The organism is Dactylosporangium darangshiense (genome assembly GCF_039537565.1).
GTDB classification, from domain to species: domain Bacteria; phylum Actinomycetota; class Actinomycetes; order Mycobacteriales; family Micromonosporaceae; genus Dactylosporangium; species Dactylosporangium darangshiense.
The window spans coordinates 80,912-104,191 of the sequence record NZ_BAABAT010000025.1; the positions used below are offsets into that span (position 1 = coordinate 80,912).

The 23,280-nt window shown below is 69.8% G+C and carries 22 protein-coding genes; 14 read left to right on the forward strand and 8 right to left on the reverse strand.

Annotated elements, in window-relative coordinates; genetic code table 11:
• The first annotated feature begins 30 nt into the window (after window positions 1–30).
• The gene (locus ABD901_RS35460; RefSeq protein WP_345133739.1) at window positions 31–1,746 is read left to right on the forward strand and encodes an NAD-dependent malic enzyme; all 1,716 of its coding nucleotides are present in this window, start codon (window positions 31–33) and stop codon (window positions 1,744–1,746) included.
• 4 nt (window positions 1,747–1,750) lie between these two features.
• Window positions 1,751–3,226 (forward strand): class II fumarate hydratase, encoded by a 1,476-nt coding sequence (locus ABD901_RS35465; protein ID WP_345133741.1) that lies wholly within the window; start codon window positions 1,751–1,753, stop codon window positions 3,224–3,226.
• Here ABD901_RS35465 and ABD901_RS35470 read toward each other — a convergent pair.
• Window positions 3,204–3,383: an O-methyltransferase gene (locus tag ABD901_RS35470; RefSeq protein WP_345133743.1), complete on the reverse strand. Its 180-nt coding sequence runs from the start codon at window positions 3,381–3,383 to the stop codon at window positions 3,204–3,206. The genes ABD901_RS35465 and ABD901_RS35470 overlap by 23 nt on opposite strands.
• Before the next feature lie 322 nt (window positions 3,384–3,705).
• Here ABD901_RS35470 and ABD901_RS35475 point away from each other — a divergent pair, with 322 nt between their 5' ends.
• The 9 genes from ABD901_RS35475 to ABD901_RS35515 all read left to right on the forward strand — a co-directional run bounded on the left by ABD901_RS35475 (window position 3,706) and on the right by ABD901_RS35515 (window position 11,961).
• Entirely contained in the window at window positions 3,706–4,275 is a 570-nt protein-coding gene (locus ABD901_RS35475; protein WP_345133908.1) for an adenylate kinase, read from the forward strand.
• Between the two features lie 84 nt (window positions 4,276–4,359).
• A complete protein-coding gene (locus tag ABD901_RS35480) occupies window positions 4,360–4,734 on the forward strand; it encodes a PadR family transcriptional regulator (protein ID WP_345133745.1) in 375 nt (124 codons plus the stop codon).
• Window positions 4,731–6,113: a permease prefix domain 1-containing protein gene (locus ABD901_RS35485; protein ID WP_345133747.1), complete on the forward strand. Its 1,383-nt coding sequence runs from the start codon at window positions 4,731–4,733 to the stop codon at window positions 6,111–6,113. Before ABD901_RS35480 ends, ABD901_RS35485 begins: the two co-directional genes overlap by 4 nt.
• Before the next feature lie 74 nt (window positions 6,114–6,187).
• Complete coding sequence (locus ABD901_RS35490) at window positions 6,188–7,789, forward strand: Na+/H+ antiporter (protein WP_345133749.1); 1,602 nt, start codon at window positions 6,188–6,190, stop codon at window positions 7,787–7,789.
• Between the two features lie 98 nt (window positions 7,790–7,887).
• Window positions 7,888–8,967: a sulfate ABC transporter substrate-binding protein gene (locus ABD901_RS35495; RefSeq protein ID WP_345133752.1), complete on the forward strand. Its 1,080-nt coding sequence runs from the start codon at window positions 7,888–7,890 to the stop codon at window positions 8,965–8,967.
• Complete coding sequence (gene cysT, locus ABD901_RS35500; RefSeq protein ID WP_345133753.1) at window positions 8,967–9,821, forward strand: sulfate ABC transporter permease subunit CysT; 855 nt, start codon at window positions 8,967–8,969, stop codon at window positions 9,819–9,821. The genes ABD901_RS35495 and cysT overlap by 1 nt, the downstream gene beginning before the upstream one ends.
• Window positions 9,814–10,602, forward strand: a complete 789-nt coding sequence (locus ABD901_RS35505) for a sulfate ABC transporter permease subunit (RefSeq protein WP_345133754.1) — start codon at window positions 9,814–9,816, stop codon at window positions 10,600–10,602. Before cysT ends, ABD901_RS35505 begins: the two co-directional genes overlap by 8 nt.
• A complete protein-coding gene (locus ABD901_RS35510; protein ID WP_345133756.1) occupies window positions 10,602–11,561 on the forward strand; it encodes a sulfate/molybdate ABC transporter ATP-binding protein in 960 nt (319 codons plus the stop codon). The genes ABD901_RS35505 and ABD901_RS35510 overlap by 1 nt, the downstream gene beginning before the upstream one ends.
• 10 nt (window positions 11,562–11,571) lie before the next feature.
• The gene (locus ABD901_RS35515) at window positions 11,572–11,961 is read left to right on the forward strand and encodes an Rrf2 family transcriptional regulator (RefSeq protein ID WP_345133758.1); all 390 of its coding nucleotides are present in this window, start codon (window positions 11,572–11,574) and stop codon (window positions 11,959–11,961) included.
• 133 nt (window positions 11,962–12,094) lie between these two features.
• On the opposite strand, the gene ABD901_RS35520 is transcribed toward ABD901_RS35515, so the two are convergent.
• The 3 genes from ABD901_RS35520 to ABD901_RS35530 all read right to left on the reverse strand — a co-directional run bounded on the left by ABD901_RS35520 (window position 12,095) and on the right by ABD901_RS35530 (window position 16,733).
• The gene (locus tag ABD901_RS35520) at window positions 12,095–13,081 is read right to left on the reverse strand and encodes a hypothetical protein (protein WP_345133760.1); all 987 of its coding nucleotides are present in this window, start codon (window positions 13,079–13,081) and stop codon (window positions 12,095–12,097) included.
• 167 nt (window positions 13,082–13,248) lie between these two features.
• The gene (locus tag ABD901_RS35525; RefSeq protein ID WP_345133762.1) at window positions 13,249–13,998 is read right to left on the reverse strand and encodes an ABC transporter ATP-binding protein; all 750 of its coding nucleotides are present in this window, start codon (window positions 13,996–13,998) and stop codon (window positions 13,249–13,251) included.
• A 2-nt stretch (window positions 13,999–14,000) separates the two neighbouring features.
• Entirely contained in the window at window positions 14,001–16,733 is a 2,733-nt protein-coding gene (locus tag ABD901_RS35530; RefSeq protein ID WP_345133763.1) for an FtsX-like permease family protein, read from the reverse strand.
• Window positions 16,734–17,399: 666 nt separating this feature from the next.
• Here ABD901_RS35530 and ABD901_RS35535 point away from each other — a divergent pair.
• Both ABD901_RS35535 and ABD901_RS35540 read left to right on the forward strand, forming a co-directional pair.
• A complete protein-coding gene (locus tag ABD901_RS35535) occupies window positions 17,400–18,275 on the forward strand; it encodes an SDR family NAD(P)-dependent oxidoreductase (RefSeq protein WP_345133765.1) in 876 nt (291 codons plus the stop codon).
• 220 nt (window positions 18,276–18,495) lie between these two features.
• A complete protein-coding gene (locus ABD901_RS35540; protein ID WP_345133767.1) occupies window positions 18,496–19,503 on the forward strand; it encodes an RNA polymerase subunit sigma-70 in 1,008 nt (335 codons plus the stop codon).
• A 327-nt stretch (window positions 19,504–19,830) separates the two neighbouring features.
• Here ABD901_RS35540 and ABD901_RS35545 read toward each other — a convergent pair whose 3' ends face one another.
• The 3 genes from ABD901_RS35545 to ABD901_RS35555 form a co-directional block, all read right to left on the reverse strand.
• The gene (locus tag ABD901_RS35545; protein WP_345133769.1) at window positions 19,831–20,415 is read right to left on the reverse strand and encodes a dihydrofolate reductase family protein; all 585 of its coding nucleotides are present in this window, start codon (window positions 20,413–20,415) and stop codon (window positions 19,831–19,833) included.
• A 236-nt stretch (window positions 20,416–20,651) separates the two neighbouring features.
• A complete protein-coding gene (locus ABD901_RS35550) occupies window positions 20,652–21,425 on the reverse strand; it encodes an SAM-dependent methyltransferase (protein ID WP_345133772.1) in 774 nt (257 codons plus the stop codon).
• Between the two features lie 230 nt (window positions 21,426–21,655).
• Entirely contained in the window at window positions 21,656–22,183 is a 528-nt protein-coding gene (locus tag ABD901_RS35555; protein WP_345133775.1) for a YdeI/OmpD-associated family protein, read from the reverse strand.
• Between the two features lie 177 nt (window positions 22,184–22,360).
• Here ABD901_RS35555 and ABD901_RS35560 point away from each other — a divergent pair, with 177 nt between their 5' ends.
• The gene (locus ABD901_RS35560) at window positions 22,361–22,618 is read left to right on the forward strand and encodes a response regulator transcription factor (RefSeq protein ID WP_345133778.1); all 258 of its coding nucleotides are present in this window, start codon (window positions 22,361–22,363) and stop codon (window positions 22,616–22,618) included.
• 109 nt (window positions 22,619–22,727) lie between these two features.
• On the opposite strand, the gene ABD901_RS35565 is transcribed toward ABD901_RS35560, so the two are convergent.
• Window positions 22,728–22,910: a hypothetical protein gene (locus tag ABD901_RS35565; RefSeq protein WP_345133781.1), complete on the reverse strand. Its 183-nt coding sequence runs from the start codon at window positions 22,908–22,910 to the stop codon at window positions 22,728–22,730.
• Window positions 22,911–23,280: the final 370 nt, after the last annotated feature.

Genomic DNA, 23,280 nt, shown 5'->3' on the forward strand with positions numbered 1-23,280 from the left:
GCTGGAGCTATTCCACGGGAGGGAGTGGCCATGACTGCCGCGACGCTGGTGTCGACGAAACGGAAGTTCCGCGTCGAGGGCGACAGCTGGGTCACCTCGGCGCGGGGCGCCGAGGTGCTCGACAGCCCGCTGCTGAACAAGGGTACGGCGTTCACCCGGCACGAACGCGAGGCGCTGGGGCTGCAAGGGCTGCTCCCGGCGGCGGTGCAGACGCTGGAGGAACAGGTGCGCCGCGCCTACGAGCAGTACGCGGGGCAGCCGACCGACCTGCACAAGAACGTGTTCCTGGCGATGTTGCAGGATAACAACGAGGTGCTGTTCTTCCGGCTGCTGGCCGAGCACCTGCGCGAGATGCTGCCGGTGGTCTACGACCCGACGGTGGGTGAGGCGATCCGGCGGTACAGCCACGAGTACCGCCGCCCGCGCGGTGTCTACCTGTCGATCGACGAGCCGGACCGCATCGAGGCCGCGCTCACCGACCTGGGGCTGGACGCCGACGACGTCGACCTGATCGTGGCCTCCGACGCCGAGGAGATCCTGGGCATCGGCGACTGGGGCGTCGGCGGCATCGACATCGCGGTCGGCAAGCTCGCCGTCTACACCGCCGCCGCCGGGATCGACCCGGCGCGGGTCATCCCGGTCTCGCTCGACGTGGGCACCGACAACGCCGAGCTGCTGGGCGACCCGCAGTACGTCGGCAACCGGCACGGGCGGGTCCGGGGGCCGCGCTACGACGCGTTCATCGACGCCTACGTCACCGCCGCCACCCGGCTGTTCCCGCAGGCGCTGCTGCACTGGGAGGACTTCGGGCCGAGCAACGGGCGGCGGATCCTGCAGCGGTACCGCGACCAGGTCTGCACCTTCAACGACGACATGCAGGGCACCGGCGCGATCACGCTCGCCGCGGCGCTGAGCGCGGTGCGGGCGTCCGGGACCCGGATGCGCGACCAGCGCCTCGTCGTCTTCGGCGCCGGCACCGCCGGCGTGGGCATCGCCGACCAGCTGCGCGACGCGATGGTCCGCGACGGCGCCGACCGCGACGCGGCGACCCGGCGGGTCTGGTGCGTGGACCGGCAGGGGCTGCTCACCGACGACATGCGCGACCTGCGCGACTTCCAGGTGCCATACGCCCGGCCGGCGAAGGAGGTTTCGGGGTGGGCCCGCGACGGGCGCATCGGCCTGGCCGAGACCGTCGCCCGCGTCGGGCCGACGATGCTCATCGGCACCTCGACCGCGCACGGCGCCTTCACCGAGCAGATCGTGCGGGAGATGGGCCGCCACGCCGAGCGGCCGATCATCTTCCCGCTGTCCAACCCGACGGAGCGCATCGAGGCGATGCCCGCCGACCTGATCCCGTGGACCGACGGGCGGGCGCTCGTGGCCACGGGCATCCCGGTGGGGCCGGTCACCTACAAGGGCGTCACCTACTCGATCGGGCAGGCCAACAACGCGCTGCTGTACCCGGGGCTGGGCCTCGGCGCGATCGTGGCCCGGGCGACGAAGATCAGCGACGGCATGTTCCACGCCGCGGCCGACGCCGTGGCAAGGCTCGTGGACGCGTCCGCGCCGGGCGCGTCGGTGCTGCCGCACGTGGAGAACCTCCGCGACGTGTCGGCCGCGGTCGCGACCGCGGTCGCCGGCCAGGCCAAGTCCGAGGGGCTCGCCCGCGCGCGGCTGAGCGACACCGCCAGGCAGGTCCGCGAGTCGATGTGGCAGCCGGGGTACCGCAACATCGAGGCGGGGTGAGGCCGTGAACGACGACCGGAAGTCCTACACCGTCCGCGACGTCCCGATCGGCATCGACGCCAAGGGCACGCGCACCGAGGCCGACTCGCTCGGCAAGGTCGACGTCCCAGCGGACCGCTACTGGGGCGCGCAGACCCAGCGCTCGCTGCTGCACTTCGACATCGGCGACGACCGCATGCCGAAGGAGGTGTACCACGCCTACGGCTACGTCAAGAAGGCCGCCGCGATCGTCAACGCCCGCGCTGGGCGCCTGCCGGACTGGAAGGCGCAGCTCATCGAGCGGGTGGCCGACGAGGTCATCGCGGGCGAGCTCGACAGCGAGTTCCCGCTCTACGTCTGGCAGACCGGCTCCGGCACCCAGTCGAACATGAACGTCAACGAGGTGATCTCCAACCGGGCGATCCAGCTCGTCGGCGGTGAGCTGGGCAGCAAGATCCCGGTCCACCCCAACGACGACGTCAACATGGGCCAGTCGTCCAACGACACGTTCCCCACGGCGATGCACATCGCGGCGGTGACGGCGATCGACCGGCGGCTGCTGCCGTCGCTGACCGGCCTGCACGACGCGATCGCCGGCAAGAGCCGGCAGTGGGCGGACGTGGTGAAGATCGGCCGGACCCACCTGGAGGACGCCACCCCGCTGACCGTCGGGCAGGAGTGGTCGGGGTACGCCGCGCAGCTGCAGGACTCCGTCGTGCACCTCACCAGCACCATGGCCGGCCTGTACCGGCTGGCGATGGGCGGCACGGCGGTGGGCACCGGCCTGAACGCCCCGCCCGGCTTCGGCACCGACGCCGCGCGGGTCATCGCCCAGCTGACCAGGTGGCCGTACGTCACGGCGCCCAACAAGTTCGCCGCGCAGGGCTCCCTCGATGCGCTCGTGCGCACCTCGGCCGCCCTGCGCGGGATCGCCGTGACGCTGTTCAAGTTCGCCAACGACCTGCGCTGGCTCGGGTCCGGGCCGCGCACCGGCCTGCACGAGCTGGACCTGCCGGCCAACGAGCCCGGCTCGTCGATCATGCCGGGCAAGGTCAACCCGACGCAGGCCGAGGCGACGCTCATGGTGTGCATCCAGGTCATCGGCTCGGACACGGCCGTGGCCATGGCCGGCAGCGAGGGCAACTTCGAGCTCAACGCGTTCCGGCCGATCGTCATCAGCAACGTCCTGCACTCGGTGCGCATCCTCGCCGACATGACCGACCACCTGCGCCGGTTCCTCGTCGAGGGCGTGCGGCTCAACGAGGAGCGGCTGCGCGGCAACGTGGACCGCTCGGTCATGATGGTCACCGCGCTGTCGCCGGTCATCGGCTACGACAAGGCGTCGGAGATCGCGCACTTCGCGATCGACCACGACCTCACCCTCAAGGACGCGGCGCTGCAGCGCGGCGTCGACGAGGAGCTCTACGACCGGATCGTGGTGCCGGCGAACATGACCCGGCCCGGCACCGCGGACCTGGTCAGCGGCGGCGCGCGAGGGTGACGCCGTCGCGGACCGTCAGCATGACGGCCTCCCCGCTGGGGTCCCGGGCGATCGCGGCGTTGAGCGCCCGGACCCCGCGGTGTGCCGGGTGCGGCGTGTCGGTCGAGCACCTTGCCGCCGCGCTCGGGGCGGCGAAGGGCACCGTGGGGTACCACATGCGGATCCTGCTGGAGGCGGGCCTGGTGCGCATCGCGCACGCGCGCACCGTGCGCGGCGGCACCGAGCAGTACTTCGAACCGACCGCACCGGCCCTGCGCATCGCGCCCCAGGCGCCCGGAGCGGGCGGCGGCCCTCGCCGCGGAGCTGGAGCGGTTGGCCCAGGAGGTTTCGGACCCCGAAACGGGGGCGGCTTACGGACTTTTGTTGAGCCTCTACTGCGCCGATATTCCGCTCCTTCCCGCCGAATGAGGCACGAACCGCGCATCTCGCCGGAAACGCGGTCCCTCGAAGTGCGTTAGCGTGGTCGCGTGCGGGTCCTGATGGTTGCGCCGCCCGGAGCGGGCAAGGGCACTCAGGGTGCCATAATCGCCAAACACTTCCATCTGTCTCGGGTGGCCATCGGGGACCTGCTACGGCGGCACGTGTCCGAGGGCACCGAGCTCGGCCGCAGTGTGCAGCGCTACCTCGAGCACGGCGACCTCGTCCCCGACGACGTGGTGCTGGAGCTCATGCGGCAGGGGCTGTCCGAGGCGAGGGCGGCCGGCGGAGGGTACGTGCTCGACGGCGTGCCCCGGACCATGGCGCAGGCCCTGGCGGCCTACCGGGTGGCGTTGCAGCTGCAGATGACGGCCGAGGTCGCGCTGCACCTGGCCGCCGACGACGACGAGCTCATGCGCCGGCTGCTCAAGCGGGCCGAGGTCGAGCACCGCACCGACGACACCGAGCTGGTCATCCGGCAGCGGCTGAAGCTGTACCGCGAGGTCACCCAGCCGGTCCTGCAGTTCTACGACCGGCGCGGCATCCTGCTGACCGTCGACGCGATGCGCCCGGTCGAGGTCGTCAGCGCCGACGTCATCGCCGGGCTGGAGGCGCGCGACGGCCACCGATAGGCGAGCTCGCGACAGGCCGATTGCCGCCTTCGATACCTAGCAGTACGATGCCTCGAACTTCTAGGTATGGACGGGGTGAGATCCGTGCGTGTCGCCAAGGACCTGGTGGCCGCGTCGGCAACGCCGATGGTGCTCGGCATCCTGGCGGAGGGCGAGAGCTACGGCTACGCCATCCTGCGCAGGATCAACGAGTTGTCCGGCGGCGAGCTGGAGTGGACCGAAGGGCTGCTGTACCCGCTGCTGCACCGCCTCGAGCGCCTCGGCCACGTCGAGGCGGCCTGGCGCGCCGTCGCCGGCGAGCGGCGCCGCAAGTACTACCGCATCACCGCCACCGGCCTCGATGAACTGGCCGAGCAGCGCCGCCAGTGGGACACCGTCGTCGACGCGCTCAAGGAGATCTGGCTCGGGCCCGGCGACACGCGGCCGCTGACCGCCCGGCCCCAGGTGCGTCCGGCATGAGCGTGCCCGAGCAGCAGGACGACCTTGAGGCCCAGTTCGCGCAGTGGCGGCAGTACGTCCAGAGCCACCGCGCGCTGCAGCCGTCCGACGTGGACGAGCTCGAGGACCACCTGCGCGGCTCCGTCGACGGCCTCGTCGAGCTGGGCCTGCACCCCGATGAGGCGTTCCTGGTCGCGGTCAAGCGCATGGGCGGGCTCGACGAGCTGTCGCGCGAGTTCGCGCGGGAGCACTCCGAGCGGCTGTGGAAGCAGCTGGTGCTCGCCGGCGACACCGGCCGCCCGGCCGAGGACGCCCGCTCGCGCCGGGACCTGTGGGTGATGCTCGGCTGCGCGGCGGGCGCCGCCGCCTCGAGCAAGGTCCCGGAGCTCTTCGGCCGGCAGTGGGGCGGCAACGACGCCGACAGCGTGTTCTACGCACTGAACATCAGCCTGTTCGCCCTGCCGTGGCTGGCCGGTTTCCTGGCCTGGCGGCGCCGCGCCTCCCGGGTGGTCATCGGCGTGCTCGCGGCGCTGTTCGCGCTCGGCGCCGTCGCGGCCAACGTGTACCCGCTGGCCGACTCCTCCCAGTCGGTCGTCATCAGCGGTTTGCACCTGCCGATCGCACTGTGGCTCGTCACCGGCCTGGCCTACGTCGCCGACGACTGGCGCTCCTCGCGCCGCCAGATGGACTTCATCCGCTTCACCGGCGAGTGGTTCGTGTACATGTCGCTCATCGGCAGCGGCGGCGGCGTGCTCATCGGCCTTGTCTTCGGCACGTTCAACGCCATCGGCCTGGACCCCGGGGATTTCGTCGGCAAGTGGCTGCTGCCCTGCGGCCTCGTCGCTGCGGTGGTCGTGGCCGGCTGGCTCGTCGAGGTGAAGCAGGGCGTGGTCGAGAACATCGCCCCGGTGCTCACCCGCCTCTTCACGCCCCTGTTCACCGCGGCGCTGCTGGCGCTGCTCGTCGCCATCGTCGTCACCAGCCACGGCATCGACGTCGACCGCGACGCGCTGATCCTGTTCGACGTGCTGCTCGTGGTGGTGCTCGGGCTGCTGCTGTACTCCTGGTCCGCCCGCGACCCCCTGGCCCCGCCCGGCCTGTTCGACCGGCTGCAGCTCGCCCTCGTCATCAGCGCCCTGGCCATCGACGTGCTCGTGCTGCTGGCCATCACCGGCCGCATCACCGAGTACGGCACCACCCCGAACAAGGCGGCGGCGCTGGGCGAGAACGTCGTCCTGCTGGCGAACCTGGCCTGGTCGGCCCTGCTGCTGACCCGGTTCCTGCGCCGGCACGTGCCGTTCGCGGCCATCGAGCGGTGGCAGACGTCATACCTGGCCGTGTACGCGGTCTGGGCCTGGCTCGTCGTGCTGATCTTCCCGCCCGTGTTCAACTTCCGCTGATCCCCGAGTCGGCCAGGGTCCGCGCCGGCCCGCGATCCGGCGCGGACCGGCGCGCGCCCGACTAAGGTCGACGGGTGAACCCTGAGACGCTGTTGCTGATGGGGCTCGGGGCCGTGGTGATCATCGCGGCGGCGCGATGGATCGGCGCGCGCACGGGCCTGCCGGCGGCGGCGCTGCTTGCGGTCGCCGGGATCGTCTACGCGGTGCTGCCCGGGCCCAACATCTCGCTCGACCCGCACATCGTGCTGACGTTCGTGCTGCCGCCGCTGCTGTACAGCGCGGCGCTGGAGTCCTCGCTGCTGGCCATCCGGGCCAACCTGCGCATCGTCATCGGGCTGTCGGTGCTGCTCGTCTTCGCCACGGCGCTGCTGGTCGGCGCCGGGTTCGGGCTGTTCGTGGCCGGTGCGACGTTCGCGGCGGGCGTGGCCGTCGGCGCGGCCGTCGCGCCGCCGGACCCGGTCGCCGCCCTCGCCGTCGGGCGCAAGGTCGGGCTGCCGCCGCGGCTCGTCACGATCATCCAGGGCGAGGGGCTGCTCAACGACGCCACCGCGCTCACCATCCTCAACGTCGCGGTCGCCGCGGCCGTGAGCGGGCACTTCTCGCTGCCGAAGGCGGCCGGGCTGTTCGTGCTGGCCGCGGCGGGCGGGACCGCCGTCGGGGTCGGGGTGGCCTATCTGGTACGCCTGCTGCGGCCCCTGGCCCGCGACCCGCTCCTGGCCAACGCGATCTCGCTCGCCACCCCGTTCGTGGCCTACTACATCGGCGAGCAGCTGCACGTCTCCGGTGTGCTCGCGGTCGTCGTCGCCGGGCTCATCGTCGGGCACGACACGCCGCGGTCGGGCACGGGCGCGAGCCGGCTGCAGACCAACGCCGTGTGGCGGCTGGTCGACTTCCTGCTCGAGGGCATCGTCTTCCTGCTCATCGGCCAGCAGCTGCCGGCGGTGATGCGCGGGCTGGCGAAGTACCAGACCTCGACCGTTGTGATCGCCGTGGCCGTCACCGTCGGGGTGACGCTGCTGCTGCGCCCGGTGTGGCTCAGCCTGACGCAGGCGGCCCACCTGCTGCTGCGCCGCGAGGACGAGGGGCTCAACGCGCGGGAGATCGCGGCGCTGAGCTGGGCGGGCACCCGCGGTGTGATCAGCCTCGCGGCGGTGTTCACCCTGCCGCTGACCACCGGCGCGGGCGAGCCGTTCCCGGACCGGGACCTGCTGCTGTTCTGCACGTTCGTGGTGGTGCTCGTCACACTTGTCGGGCAGGGGCTCACGTTCGCGCCGCTGGTGCGCCGGCTCGGGCTGCGGGCCAACGAGGTCGACGAGGCCCGGCAGCGCAACGAGGCCCGGATGGCCTCCGTGCACGCCGCCCTGGAGCGCCTCGACGACCTCGAGGAGGACGAGCCCGGCGACGCGCCGACGATCGAGGCGCTGCGCGGCCGGATGCAGGAGCGGCTGCGCCGCTACGAGCACCGCCTCGACGTGCTGCAGAGCGCCGAGTCCGACGAGGTGCCGGTGTCGGAGCACTACGAGTCGGCGCTGCGCATCCAGCGGCTGGCGATCGAGGCGCAGCGCGAGGAGCTGCTGCGCTGGCGCGACGCCGGCAACCTGCCCGACGAGGGGCTGCGCCGCCTCGAACGTGAGCTCGACCACGAGGAGCGGGTGCTGCCCGACCGGCGCGAGTAATCCCATCAGGTGAGTGGGATTGACGAGCGGCCGCCTTCTTCACTACATTACCTACTCATTAAGTAGGCAACGTAGACTTTGACCTCAAGGATGGCCCCGTGAAGCTGCGTACCCGTGCGATCGCTGTCAGTGCAGCGTTACTCCTCCCCGGGACCGCGCTGACCGCTTGCGCCGGCACCGCCGACAACTCCTCAAGCTCCGGCGACAGCGGCGGCGAGGTCACCCTCGCGCTGGTCGCCTACTCCACCCCGCAGGCCGCGTACGAGCAGCTCATCGCCGCGTTCCAGAAGACCGACGCGGGCAAGAAGGTCAAGTTCACCCAGTCCTACGGCGCCTCCGGCGACCAGAGCCGGGCGGTCGCCTCCGGCCTCAAGGCCGACATCGTGGCCTTCTCGCTCGAGCCGGACATCACCCGCCTGGTCACCGCGAAGCTCGTCGACGCGAGCTGGAACTCCGACCAGTACAAGGGCATGATCACCGACTCGGTCGCGGTCATCGGCACCCGCAAGGGCAACCCGAAGAACCTCAAGACGTGGGACGACCTCGCCAAGCCCGGCGTGCAGGTGCTCACGCCCAACCCGTTCACCTCGGGCGGGGCGAAGTGGAACATCCTCGCCGGCTACGGCGCCAAGTCGAAGAAGGGCACCGACCCGCAGGCCGGCGCGACCTACCTCGACGCGCTGTTCCACAACGTGCCGGTGCAGGACAACAGCGGCCGCGCCTCGCTGCAGACGTTCACCAGCGGCAAGGGTGACGCGTTCATCTCCTACGAGAACGAGGCTCTCTTCGCCCAGAAGAACGGCCAGGCCGTCGACTACACCGTGCCCGACGACACGATCCTCATCGAGAACCCGATCGCGGTGACGTCCAACAGCGCCCACCCGACCGAGGCCAAGGCGTTCCTGGACTTCCTGCACACGCCGGCGGCGCAGAAGATCTACGCCGAGAACGGCTACCGGCCGGTGGTCAAGGACGCCGGCGGCCCGTCGTTCCCGACCCCGTCCGGCCTGTTCACCATCGGTGACCTCGGCGGCTGGTCGAAGGTGAACAAGGAGCTGTTCGACCCGGGCCAGAGCGTCATGGCCTCCATCGAGCAGAAGCTCGGCGTGTCCACCTCTGCGGCACCGACCGCGGCGGCCTCCAAGTCCGCCGCCCCGAGCCCGGCGGCCTCCAAGTAATGACCGCCACGGCCGTCAAGTCCACCGGGTCCGGCACTGCGCCGGGCCCGGTGGGCCCTGTTCTGCGCAAGCGCCGGCCGTACGGCACGGCGCTCGGGCTCGGCACGGCGGTGCTGTACCTGAGCCTCATCGTGCTCATCCCCCTCGCCGCCGTCGTGTGGCGCTCCACCGAGGGCGGCTGGGACACGTTCTGGGCGGCGGTGCGCACCCCGGACGCCTGGGCGGCCCTGGAGCTCACCGTCGGCGCGTCGCTCATCGTCGCCCTGGTCAACGTCGTCATGGGCACCGTCATCGCATGGGTGCTGGTCCGCGACAAGTTCTGGGGCAAGAGCATCGTCGACACCCTCATCGACCTGCCCTTCGCGCTGCCGACGATCGTCGCCGGGCTGGTGCTGCTCGCGCTGTACGGCACCAACAGCCCCCTGCACATCAACCTCGCCTACACCCGGTTCAGCGTCGGCGTCGCGCTGCTGTTCGTGACCCTGCCCTTCGTGGTGCGAACCGTGCAGCCGGTGCTCAAGGAGCTGGACCGCGACATGGAGCAGGCCGCGTACTCCCTGGGCGCCTCCCCGTTCACCACCTTCCGGCGCATCATCCTGCCGAACCTCGCCCCGGCCATGATCTCCGGCGCCGGCCTGGCGTTCACGCGGGCGATCGCCGAATACGGCTCGACCAACCTGCTCACCGGCAGCATCCCCTTCTCCACACAGGTGTCGGCGGTGAACATCTTCGGCCGCATCGAGAGCGACGACACCACGGCCGCGGCCGCCATCTCCACCGTGCTGCTCGTCGTCGCCTTCATCGTGCTCGTCGTGCTCGACCTCTTCCAGCGCTGGAGCGCCCGCCGTGGCTAAGTACCCCCTGCGCATCCTCGCCCTCGTCTACCTGCTCTTCCTGCTGGTCCTGCCGGTCGGGCTGGTCGTGTGGCGCACCTTCGACAAGGGCCTCGGCCGCATCGCCGACGTGCTGACCTCGCCGAACTTCACGCACGCGTTCGCCGTCACGCTGTCGGTCGCGATCTGGGCCGTGCTCGCCAACACGATCTTCGGCATCGGCGCTGCGATCCTGCTCGTGCGGCACCGCTTCCCCGGCAAGCGCCTGCTCGGTGCCCTGATCGACCTGCCGCTCGCGGTGTCGCCGGTGGTCGTGGGGCTCGCGCTGATCCTGGTATACGGCAAGTTCGCACCCGCCGGCGGCTGGCTCGAGGACCACGGGCTGCAGATCATCTTCTCGCTGCCCGGCATGGTCCTCGCCACGATCTTCGTGTCGCTGCCGCTGGTCGTGCGGGCCATCGTCCCGGTCCTCGAGGAGATGGGCGACGAGCAGGAGCAGGCCGCGCACACCCTCGGCGCGAGCCGCTGGCAGGCGTTCCGGCGCATCACCGTGCCCGGCATCCGTGCGGCGCTCGGCTACGGCGTCGTGCTGTGCCTGGCCCGGGCCCTCGGCGAGTACGGCGCCGTCGCCGTCGTCTCCGGCCGGCTCGTCGGGCAGACGCAGACCGCGACGCTGTACGTCGAGGAGCGCTACCAGAACTACGACCAGACCGCGGCGTTCACCACCGCCACAGCCCTGGCCCTCATCGCGATCGTCATCCTGCTCATCACCAAGCTCCTGCGGCCGAAAGAGAACGACTGATGGCCATCGAAGTCCGCTCCGTCAACAAGTCGTTCGGCAAGACGCCGGTGCTGCGCGACATCTCGATCGACATCGACTCCGGCTCGCTGACCGCGCTGCTCGGCCCGAGCGGCGGCGGCAAGTCCACGCTGCTGCGGGTCATCGCCGGCCTCGAGCAGCCCGACACCGGCACAGTGCGGATCAACGAGGTCGACGCCACCCGGCTCACCCCACAGCGGCGCAACGTCGGGTTCGTGTTCCAGCACTACGCGGCGTTTAAGCACATGACGGTGTACCGCAACGTCGCCTTCGGCCTCGAGGTCCGCCGCCGCCCGAAGGAGGACATCCGCAAGCGGGTCATGGAGCTGCTCGAGCTCGTCCACCTCGACCAGTTCGCCGACCGCTACCCCGCGCAGCTGTCCGGCGGCCAGCGCCAGCGCATGGCCCTGGCCCGGGCACTGGCCCCCGAGCCGCAGGTGCTGCTGCTCGACGAGCCGTTCGGCGCGCTCGACGCGCAGGTGCGCAAGGAGCTGCGCACGTGGCTGCGCCGCCTGCACGACGAGGTCCACGTCACCACCGTGTTCGTCACACACGACCAGGAGGAGGCGATGGACGTCTCCGACGAGATCGTGGTCCTCGCCGACGGCGTCGTGCAGCAGGTCGGCAGCCCGCACCAGATCTACGAGAACCCGGCGAACCCGTTCGTGATGAGCTTCCTCGGCCCGGTCACCCGCCTCGACGGCCAGCTGGTCCGCCCGCACGACGTGGCCCTCTCGCGTGACCCGGCCGACGGCGGCACCGAGGCGGTCGTGACGCGGGTCGTGTCGCTCGGGTTCGAGGTGCGCATCGAGGCGCGGGCCGGTGACGTCGACGTGTGGGCGCAGCTCACCCGCACCGGCGCGAAGGCGATCGACGTCAAACCGGGCGACACGGTGTACTTCAGCCCGTCGGCGGACGCCCGGACGCTGGCCGCCGCCTGACGCCGACCCCATGGTCCCGAAGCGCATCGAGTACTCGGTCCGGGCGCTCGTCGCCCTGGCCGCGGCCGCGCCGCAGACCATCAAGGCCCAGGACGTCGCCGACGCACAGGACATCCCGCCCGGGTACCTCTACGACCTGCTCGCCGACCTGCGCCGCGCCGACCTCGTGCAGGTCCAGCGCGGCACGGGCGGCGGCTACGTCCTGGCCCTCCCGGCCGCGGAGCTGACCCTCGGCGAGATCGTGCGCCGGCTCGACGGCCCCGGCGCCACAGTGCTGCGCGGCGCGGCACCCGACCCCTCCATCGACCGCCTGCGCCGCCTCTGGGAACGGGCGAACCGGGCCCGCCTGGACTACCTTGACGCGGTAACGCTCGCCGACCTCATGCACCATGGCGCTTGACCCGGGCCTCGCCGCCCCTGGCCCGGCGTGTGACCGGCACCGTGCTCGGCTTCTTCACCGGCAGGTACCTCTCCCCCGGCCGGCGCGACCGAGCACCGCTACTTCGCCAAAGCGGTCGCGCGCATCCGCGAGATCATTCGAAGCTGAAGGCGTCGGTCACGCTCTCGCACGCGGCCGTCCACTTCGGCACCGCCACGCCCTTCGCCGCGATCGTGCCCTTCGGCCGGAACGCCAGCTGCGCGACGGTGATCCCCTCGGGGACGTCGGCGACGAGCTCCCACTCGCCGGTGTGCGGGTCCTGCTGCGACGGCCCGCCGAACGTGAGCGGCAGCGACACCGGGATCGGCCCCTCCGGCCCGGTCACCGTCACGCTGGCCGGCCCGTCGAGGGCGAAGGCGACGCCGTTGCGGGAGTACCACAGCTGCAGCCTCAGATCGAACCAGATCCTGCCCTTGGCGGCCCAGCCGCGCCCCTCCACCCACGGCTCCAGCGTCGCGCTCGTGATGAGCACCAGCGCTGAGTCGTCGATCGTCTTGTTCGGGCTCGCGAGGTCACACTCGATGGACGCCCCGTCGCGTTTGCGCGGGTCGTAGCCCGGGATGACGTTGCCGACCTCGGCGGTGCGCAGGTCGATCCACTGCATCCGCTCGGTGTCGGTGAGCTCGAGGCGCACGACGGCGTCCTTGGGCGCCGCGACCACGATGAACGCCTGGCTGGCGAACGGCGGCACGGCCCGGGCCACCCCGCCGACCTTCACCACGGCGTCGGTGAACCGCCGCGAGGCGAACCCGGCCGGCGCCTGCCCGACGAAGGCCACCACGTACTGCTGCCCGTCGCCCTTCGCCGGCGCCGGCGAGCCGATGAGCGGGTCGACGGCGTCGCTCGCCCCGATCATCTCCAGGTGCAGCCCCGTCTTCGGCCACCTGAGGTTGGCCTCGTTCGCGCCGAGGATGCGGATGAACGGCAGCTCGAGGCTCGCCGGCCGCTGGTGCTCGTACACCATCACGTCACTGCGCGCCGACGGGCTCGGCGACGCCACCGGAGCCTGGTTCGCGGGCTTGGCGCCACCGCAGGCGGTCAGCAGCAGGACGGCGCACAGGGCGAGGCGACGGATCGGCACCCCGCCGATTCTGCGGCCACGCCCGCGCCCCCGCCGTCGCAATGCCGACGCCACCGGACGATCACTCGGACACGGTCCGGAAGCCGGGCGCTCGGCCAGCAACGCCATGTTCGGTAGCTGCGCTGCGGTAACGCCTTTTGTGATCTGGAATGGCGAGTCGTGCGTCATCAGCGCAGGCGGGTGGCTCGCTCAAAGGTGGCCTGCGGGTCTTCGCCGTCGGTGAGGTCGAGATCCTCGACGAGGCGTCCGTCGGTGAGCCTGATCAGGCGGTCGCAGCGCGCGGCGACGTGCTGCTCGTGCGTGGCGAGCAGGATCGTCATGCCACGTTGATCACGCAGATCGAGCAGGAGGTCGAGGACGTGCGCGCCATTGGTCGAGTCGAGGTTGCCGGTCGGCTCGTCGGCCAGCAGGAGTTTCGGTTCGCCCATCAGGGCGCGGGCGATGGCCACCCGTTGTTGTTGCCCACCGGACATCTGTGAGGGCAGCGACCGTTCACGGCCGGCCAGCCCGACCGCGTCGAGCAGTTCACGGGCGCGTGCCGTGCGGTTGTACCGCACGCGGTACGGCAGGACCGGCGCGATCACGTTGTCCAATGCGGTGAGCGCGGGCAGTAGGTGGTAGCGCTGGAAGACAAAGCCGATGCCACGCCGGTACGCGGTGAGCTTGCCGCGCCGCAGGGCGGTGACGTCGACGCCGTCGATGACGATCGTGCCGGCGTCGGCCCGTTCGATCGCACCGATCAGGTGCAGCAGGGTCGACTTGCCGGAGCCGCTCGACCCGGTGACCGCCACGACGCTGCCGGCGGCGACGTCGAGCGTAAGGTCGTCGATGGCGGCGATCCGTGCATCGCCCGCCGTGAACGTCTTGGCCATCCCGACGATCGAGATCTTGGCACCAGAGGATGAGAGTTCGGGCATGCTCACTCCTCGGCAAGCAGTTGGGCAACGGGCAGGCGGCGAAGCAGCAGTGCCGGTACGGCGGCCGAGGCGGCGGCGACCAGCACGCCGGCCAGTGCGGTGAGCACGCCGACGTTGACCAGGCCGGCGGAGATGCCGCCGACGAGCAAGCTCGCACCGGCAAGACCGGCGCCTGCACCGAGCACCGCGCCGAGAACGCCGATGCACAGTCCCTCATACGTGACGAGCCGACCGAGCGCGGCGGCGGACCAGCCGGCCGCCTGGAGGCTCGCCAGTTCGTGCGCGCGGTCGCGGATGTTGAGGTACAGCACGTCAGCGACAGCAACCGCACTGAACAGAACGGTCGCCACGATCGCGACCGTGTCGACCCCCCGCACCCGCAGCGACACGACGTCACCGAGCGCGGTGCCGACGATGGCGCCGCGGAACGCGAAGGTGACCGCCATGAGCATGCTCAGCGCGGCCACGCCGATGGCGAGGGCGACCGTACCAAGCAGCGTGCGCCCTGGTACCCGGCCGAGGTTGGTCAGGGCGAGCCCGAGCACGGTGCGCGCCCGTCGAGGGCGCCGCGGCCGGCGGACCGCTGGGTGCAGCGCGCCGGCGGGGTGTGTGCGCGCCGCCCGTACCGCTGGAACGATCCCGGCGACGAGGGTCAGCCCGAGCGCGACCGGCACGGCCAGCACGGCATGTGACCAGGTGAGCCTCACGCCGAGGATGATCCCGAGCGGCGCGGAGATGCCAAGGCCCAACAGGCCGGCGGCGAGCCCGATGCCGAGGACCTCGGCGAGGATAGCCAGCCCGATCCGTCGGCCGGGCCAGCCGAGACAGGCGAGCACGGCCAACTCGGACCTTCGGTCCCGCACGGCGGCGGCCACCGCGTTGACCAGGAACAGCGTGCACACCACCAGCACCAGCAGGAACAGCACGACGCTCTTGCGGTCAACGGCGTTGACGATGGCGGCGGCGACACCCTTCTTCGACCAGCCCTCGTTGAGGTGCAGGACCGGGCGGCCATAGACACCGGCGGCGAGCTCGACGGTCTGTGGCGTGGCCGAGGAGCCGTAGGTGATGTCGACCTCGAGGCCGGTTCGGGTGGCGATCTGCTCGGCGACGACCCGGACGCGTTCCCGCGACGTCTCGGTGAAACCGGTCACGTCGGCGACCCGCACGCGGATCGCGCTGATCGGCGCGGCGCTCGAAAGCTCACCCGAGGACAGCGCGGCGAGGTTGGTCAGCAGCAGCGGGGGCGCGGCAACATAGCCACTCGGGTTGCCCTCGGGCGCGAGGGTATTGCCCCCGAGGAGGTCCTTCGAGCGCTGGTCGGCGCCGGTGACGCCGGGCGGCTCGTAGGTCTCCATCGGCACTCGGCTCAGCTCGCTGAACGCTCTCAGCTTCGCCGGGTCGTAGGTGCCCACGACCCGCCCGGCGATGAACTGCCTGGTGCGCACCTCCTCGGTCAACGTGCGAAACGTCGTATCGTCGCTTTGCCACGGCGCGACGAAGGTGTCGTAGGCCGACACGCTGGGGTCCACGGTGCGTACCACCAGCGTGCCGTCCGGTGCACGGTCGTACTGCGGTGCGCCGGCCCGCACGAACGACGACATCCTGACATCGTTGGCCGGATCGTCGGCAAGCAGTTGCTGCAGGCCTGGCTCGCCGCCGACGCTCTGCCGAGCGAGGGTGTTTCCAGGCGGGACCGCACCCAGGTGCGACCCCAGGTCGAAACGCGATATGCCGGCTATCGGCGTGTCCGGCGGCAGGCGGGAGAACGCGGCCTCCACCGAAGAGTCGATGTAGCTGCGGCTGCTCGCGAGCACCGGAAGCGCCGAAAAGTCCTGCCCCGGCGTAACGCGATCGTCCGGCGTGAGGTATCGCCCGGTATCGACCGCGTTGCGCAGGCCGACGAGGCGGTCCTCGGCAACCGGATCGATGCCGGCGACCAGGACGGACAGCGTTCGTCGCACCGTGGCCACCAGGCGGTCGGTGACCGCTGGCGGCTGCGCTGACCGGCCCCGTTCGAACTTCCCGTCGGGGCGCAGCCGGACGACCTCGACCGTGTTGAACCCGCGTTCTGTTGCCACGCTCGTGCTGTAGATGCCGCAGATCCGCGTCGGTTGACCGGCGGCGTCGAGGTCGAGCGCGGCGACACTGCCGTGGCAGACCTCGTCCCGTCCCAGCACCTCACCACCGAAGAACGTGGAACGGGAGGTGCTTGACTGCTCGAGGATCGGCCAGGACAGCCGATGCTTGGTGATGTACACGAAGGACGGTTGGCCGGACGCGCGGCTCAGCCCGCGATCGGCGGAGAACGTCGGGTCGATCCGGATGATCTGCCCATCCAGCGAAGGGTCGACCACGTCCGTGATGTCGAATGCGCTGAAATACCTGGTGTTGGCATAGCCCAGCACGGCGACCGGCGCGGCGACGTCAACGCCGGCGAGGTGCTGCACCTGCTCGTACTGCCGCATGGTGATCCCGCCATAGAGGGCTGACATCGCGTGGGGCTGCACAAGGCCGAGATCGGTCTCCATCGGCAGCCGGGTGCCAACCGGGCGCACCAGGATGTCGTAGGCTGCCCGGGCATTTTCGCTGACCACGCCCGTGACCTGTAGCCGCGCGGTGGCGGTCGTCCCGCTGAGCACGGTGAAGCCCGTGGTCGCCACCAGCACACCGGCCAGCAGCGCCAGTGACCGTCCCGCACGACCGCGCACATGCGACCAGACGAACCGGATCATCGCGCGGTCCTCCTCCCCCGTGGCATGAATCATATTCCCGCCATGCATTGTGACAATGCAAGAGGGAGGTTCATCTACGCCGATCCACCATGCGGTCCTGAAGCAGGTATTCGGCTGCGATACGGTGCCGCGTATGAGAACGGCCACCGACGCATCGCGGTGGCCGCGGTATGCCGCAGCCGATGAGCACGCACCTTCCCCAGTCCGGCGCGCCGCGCATTGTCGAACACGAAATTGGTCACCCCGCCGGTGCTCAACGTCCGGTGCGCGGCGCGCACCCGAACGAACACGCTGCGGGCCTCAGCGGTGCGCGGACTGCGCGCCGCAGCCAGGCGGTGATCGCTGCGCCCACATCGGCCGGTAGCGGTAGCTGCTCAGCTCGGTTGCCCTTACCGCAACGGTGAACTCGTTTTAAGGGACCGGCGAGGACTCTCTCGCCAGGAGCGCCGCTCGCTGTTTACTGAGCGTGAGCAACGGGCATATGGCCCTGTTGGCGAACGAGGCCAGAACGTCGAGTATGCCGGGCGGGCAGGCGCTGGGCGCTGGCCACTGTAGTACCCAGATCGTTCGGTTTTGCGTGCAGCAGCCTTGACGCGCGGCTGAACTCAGCCGTGACTGGTACACGGCCCAGCTACGTTCGTGATAGCACATTTTCGAGGTAAGGCCATGCGTCTACTCAACATCGAATCCTCTCCGCGCGGATCCAGGTCTGCATCTATCACCGTCACCAGCGCGTTCATCGAAGCCTACCGTCAGACTTGTCCTTGGGTCATGGTCGACACCTTGAACGTCTGGGAGGAAATGCTGCCAGACTTCGACCAGGAGGCCATCGGGGCGAAGTACAAAGGCGTGAATAAGGAACCGATGGACCAGGCCGAGACCGCCGTCTGGGACAAAATCCAGGAGCTGGCGGCACGCTTCCGGCAAGCGGACCGCATCGTGCTCGGCGTGCCCATGTGGAACTTCGCCTACCCATATGTACTGGTCAGCAACGCCGGCGAGACTGTGCGCGCGCCTTTGGAGAGCGTCCCGATCTCCGAGGTCCAACGGCTCTTTGAACTCAACACCCTGGGCGCGCTGCGGGTTGCGCAAGGCGTACTTCCGGCAATGCGTGAAAGAGGAGCCGGCCGCCTCGTCTTCGTCTCCAGCATCCAGGGGCGGCTCGTACTGCCGCTGATCGGCCCTTACGCCGCCAGCAAATGGGCACTGGAAGCGCTCGCCGAGACGCTCGCCATCGAGACGGGCCACTTCGGCATCAAGGTGAGCATCGTGCAGCCCGGTGTGGTGTCCTCAGGAGGCGCTGAGCGCGCCAACGTGTTCCTCAAGGAGAATGACCCGTACACCCCACTGTTAGAGGCGCTCGATGTCCTCCGTGGCGAATCCGTCACGCCACTGGAGGTGGCCGCCACAGTGGCCGACACGATCGAACATCCCAAGCCTCCGCTGCGCGTGCCGGTCGGTGCACCCGCCACGCGCGTCCTACAGGCCCGCAAAGAGGCCCCGGACAGCAAACCCTTCCTGACGGCCGAGATCGATTGGTAGCCGGGCGCGCCGTGGTGACCTCACCCCGATAGGACCGCTTAGCCGTGCTGGCCCCACCTCGACATCGAGGGTGTGCCCGACCCGGAGCACGTCCCGGATGGATCGACCCGACCCGTCCGGCCTGGCGAACGGCCCGGTGTCAGCGGCTTCGCCGATTAGAAATCCTCCGTCACGTCGTCAGTTCTGTTAGCCTCTCGCACCGGTGGAAGGATTGATGACCATGACCGACGCCAGACTGCTGGGCGCCGACGAGGCCGCGTTCATCGCGGCGGTCCGCTCAGACGACACGGCGCGGTTTGCGCTCATTACGGAGCGCCACCGGCGTGAGCTTCAGGTGCACTGCTACCGGATGCTCGCGAACTACGAGGACGCCCAGGACATGACGCAGGAGACGTTCCTGCGAGCGTGGAACAAGCGGGCGTCGTTCAAGGGCCACGCGGCCCTGCGGACCTGGCTGTACCGGATCGCGACGAACGCCTGCCTCGACTTCCTGGAGAAGCGCAACGACCGCACGCCCGTACCGTCCGGGCTGGCGGACGTCGGCTCCGAGGTGCTGTACCTGCAGCCGTACCCCGACCGGATGCTCCCCGAGGACCCGCAGGAATCGGTGGTGGCGCGGGAAACGATCGAGCTGGCGTTCATCGTCGCCGTCCAGCACCTGCCGCCGCGGCAGCGGGCGGTGTTCATCCTGCGCGACGTCCTCGGCTGGCCGGCGGCGAAGGCCGCCGACGCCCTCGAGCTGACCGTCGCATCGGTGACCAGCGCACTGCAGCGGGCCCGTGTGACGATGCGCGAGCAGCTGCCCGACCGCCGCCTCGACTGGCGGAGACCCGCCACCCACGAGCTGTCGAATGACGAGCGCGGCGTGGTGAAGTTGTATATCGCCGCCCATGAGCGCAACGACCTCGACGGGCTGATGTCCCTGCTGCGCGACGACCTGCGCTTCGTGATGCTGCCCGAGGCGGGCACCTCGGTCATCACGGCCAAGGACGCGGTGGACGGCTGGGTCTCCGGTGGGCTCTTCCGGCGCGGCTACGACGACTGGCGCTGTATCACCACGACGGTCAACCGCATGCCTGCCGCCGTGCTGTACCTCCGCACCCCCGACGACCCGGAGTACCGGTTGTTCAACATCGCGGTCCTGCACATCGTCGACGGGAAGATCGCCGAGCTCACCGGATTCGACGCCACCGGCAAACCATGGCTGGACCTGCCCCCGACACTGTGATCACACATGTCCCCATCGTCGACGAGTCCAGCGCCACGGGCCGCCGTCACCGAAGTCACCGCGGAACGAGCAACCCGACCAGCTGAACACCAACGCGACAACGCGAACACCACCGCCCCGCCGGCGTTGCCGGCGGGGCATCTTGATGCCCGAAGAACATCGTCACGATCAACGACGCCGTCGTCGCTCATCTCCAGCGAGTCGGTCAACAGCTCACTCGGAACGCAAGGAAGGCGCCGGGGGAAGGTTCCCTCATAGCCGAGGGGCACGGTGAGCCCCAGGAATGACTTCGACCTGGCCTCACGAGCCCGATCGTCTGGCCCGTGCTCATCGCCTCGTCTCGTATCGGGTCAGCACCACGCCGCCGGGAAACGTCCGCGTCTCCACCAGGGTCAGGTTCACCCAGCTGTCCAGCGCGGTGAAGAACGGCGTGCCGCCGCCCACCAAGACCGGCACGGTGACCAGCACGTATTCGTCGATCAGCCCGGCCCGCATGGCCGCCCCGGCGAGCGTCGCTCCGCCGATGTCCATCGGGCCGCCGTCCCCGGCCCTGAGCCGGGTGATCTCGGCGACCGCGTCGCCGGTGACCAGGCGGGTGTTCCAGTCGACCTTGTCGATGGTCGAGGAGAACACCACCTTCGGCATGTCCCGCCAGCGGCGGGCGTACTCGATCGCCGCCGGTGTGGCGCCGGGCTGCTGGTCGGCGGTAGGCCAGTGGGGACTCATTGCCTCCCACAGCTTGCGCCCATACAGCGCCAGGCCCGTCGCCGCCACCCGGTCGGACCACCACTGGAACAGCTCGTCGCTCGGCGACGAGTCCGGTCCCTCACCCCCACTCCAGCCGAGGTCGTCGCCGGGCGCGGCGATGTAGCCGTCCAGGGTCACGTTCATGCCGAAGATCAGTTTCCGCATCGTGCCAGCCTCCCGTGAGTTGGTCTCGCACGTACAGACGGGCGCGGCGCGGAAACCTAATCGGTGCGCGATCTGCGTCCGCAGGTAGTCCTCGCGTTCCGGACTCGGCACGGCGCACTCGGCTGGGCTCGAGCAGCACCCACCGGATCTCGATTTCACCCTAGTACGGGCAGCGGCGCACCCATGACCGGCTCTCCAAGATCATTGTCCATAGCGGACTGCGCGGAGCTTGCTCGTCAGTTCTTCCTCGCTGTCACCATCGCGAAGGTGAGGAACTCGCCGGCGTCGGCGGCGAGTAGGTCGATCACCGCCTGGCGATTGTGTTGTGGGCCGGCCCAGTCGCCTGTGTGCTCGGCCACCGCCTGTGTCCATAGCAGCCAGTCCCGCCAGCCATCTTCCTGCAGTCGTGCCGATGTGACGGTCACGAGTTCGGTGACTTCCCACTGAAAGCGCCACCACTCGGCGGTGTGCCAGGCGATCGGCTCCCAGCCGAACAGTTCCTTGATGCGCTCCGGGATCGCCCCGAGTTCCCGGACCTCCTGGGTCATTCCCGGCGTCGCCACGCCGAGTTGGCCGCCAGGCCGCAGAAACCCCACGAGGTATGGCAGGTACCAGTCAGAGGTGCCGAAATACTCGAATGCGTCGATGCTTACGATGGCGTCGAAGCTGTCCTTCCCGAACGGCAGGTTGTGCGCCTCGGCCCGCACGGCGGTCACCTGGCTGGAAACGCCAGCGTCAGCGAACACGGCCGCTGCCTCATCCGGCGCGATCCACCAATCGGCCGCCACGACCTGGACGCCGTACTCACGGGCCAGGAACACCGACGTCGCTCCCTTGCCGGAGCCCAGGTCCAGGACCTGCATTCCCGGGCGCAGGTCAAGATCCCGGGCCAGGTCCTCCAGCAGCCACAACGGGTTCGGCCCCATGTCCAGGTCGAGCAGCCAGGCCGGGTCATACCGGGACGAGCGCGGATACCGATCTGGGCAGGCAAGCTCATCGACGATTGTCACGGGTACCGATCAAAGCTGGTCACACGCAGGCATGCAATCCCTTTGCTCACCCTGCCAGCAAGGACCTGCAGGCGTACTTGGTCACGGCGCCAAGCGCGAACGCAAAGGCCAGGAACAAGTACAGGCCGGCCATGAGGCGTTCGACAGAATATTTGTCCCTTCGGGAGAAGTTGGGCAGGGTGATACCTCCGACGGCGATTGCATTGCCGCCGGAGTCTTGCTTTCAGGGGTCAGCCCCGCAGGGTAGCGATGGCCTTCTCGATACGCCGTCGGCGCGTCTCGGGCTTCTTCGCGCTCTCGATGGCGCGCACATGCTCGCGCTTGTGGCTGTACGCAAGGTTGTCGTATGCGGCGCGGGCGACCGGGTCGTCGTCCAGAGCCTGGGCGAAATCCGCGGGCTCGACGACGACGCGCGGCTCGGAGTCGAGCTCCAGTTCGACTTCGACTTCCTCGCCGATAGCGACACCGGCGGCCTGCCGGTTGGCGTTGCTGAGGCCGAGCAGGTGGCGGCCTCGCATGATGGCGACCCGGCTCTTCCAGGAATGCCCGTTGACCGTAATGGTCACTGCCGGCCGCGCGCCCCCGCCGAGCGCCTCCACCACCTTGGGCGGGACTTCCAGCCCCCGCATGGGCTCGGGTGGCTCGACGAGGGTTCGAAACTTCACGACGTACTCCTTGTCGATCTTGAAGTTTGGGCCTCCAGCATAGAACTCCTTGGCGTGATCCAGGTCCTTGACGCCGAGCATGATGGCGTTCACAGGTCGGACACGGGGTGCAGCACAGTCTTGATCATGTTTGGCTCCTGGGGCGTGAGGTACTCGGTGTGGCCGGTGATGGCCACGCCTAGAGCCTCTCCTGGCTGCGGCGGGCCCACATCCGTGCCGACCACGGAGACCACACGGAGCCGGCCGTGCGTGTAGGGCAGGATGGATCCCGTGGTAGCTCAAGGGATCTCTGGCCGGGAGGCCGAGGTGCTGACCCTGGTAGGGGAGCATCTCAGCAATGCCGAGATCGGCGCGCGGCTGTTCATCTCCGTCCGCACCGTCGAGACCCACGTCTCCTCCATGCTGCGCAAGCTCGGTGCGGTGGACCGGCGAGGGCTCGTGCAGCTGGCCACGGAGTGGAGCCGGACCGGACGCGGTGGCGTGCCCGCGGTCGCCTTGTTCTCGGGCACCCCACACGCATCTGGATGAGGCTCCTCTCCCGGTTCGGGAAGGCGCTTGTCACGGTGACGCGAACATGGGTCGCAGGTGCGGTCATGGATGTCGAAGTGCCACGAGAAGAGGCCGCCGCTCCCCAACGCTAGCTAAACACGTCGTACCCGGCCCAGACGGTGAGGATCGTGGCGAAGAGGGCGATGAAAACCATGAACGTCGCCCCGTACGCCTTCTGCGCGCTTCCGTGGTACCGCACGGGGAACTCGTTCGGCGCCACCAGCTCGCCGCGGCTGATGGCGTATGCGGCGGTGCCGCTGACGGCGGCCACCAGCGGGCCGACGAGCAGCAGCCAGGCGGGGAGTTTGGGCGGCGGTGAAGAGCAGGACCACGAAGCCGGCGCAGCCCAGCCAGTAGAGCCTGCCCATGCGCCGGGCCCACCGCCGCGCGGCCCGCCGATGCTTCGCGAACGTCTCCACCACGGTGGGATCGGGCCCGGCGGCGTCGAAGGCCTCGACGGCGTCGTGGGAACGCGGCATCCGTCGCAGCTTGCGGCGCATGTTCCTCGGCATGATCGCAGCGTCGGTCATCATGTCAACCGGACCCGCAGTGAAGGAGCGCGGCCGTCAACAACCTCCTGGCCAGCAACGCCTGGGCCGCGACGTCGTCCCGGCCCAGGCGTTGACGACTACTGCTGCTGG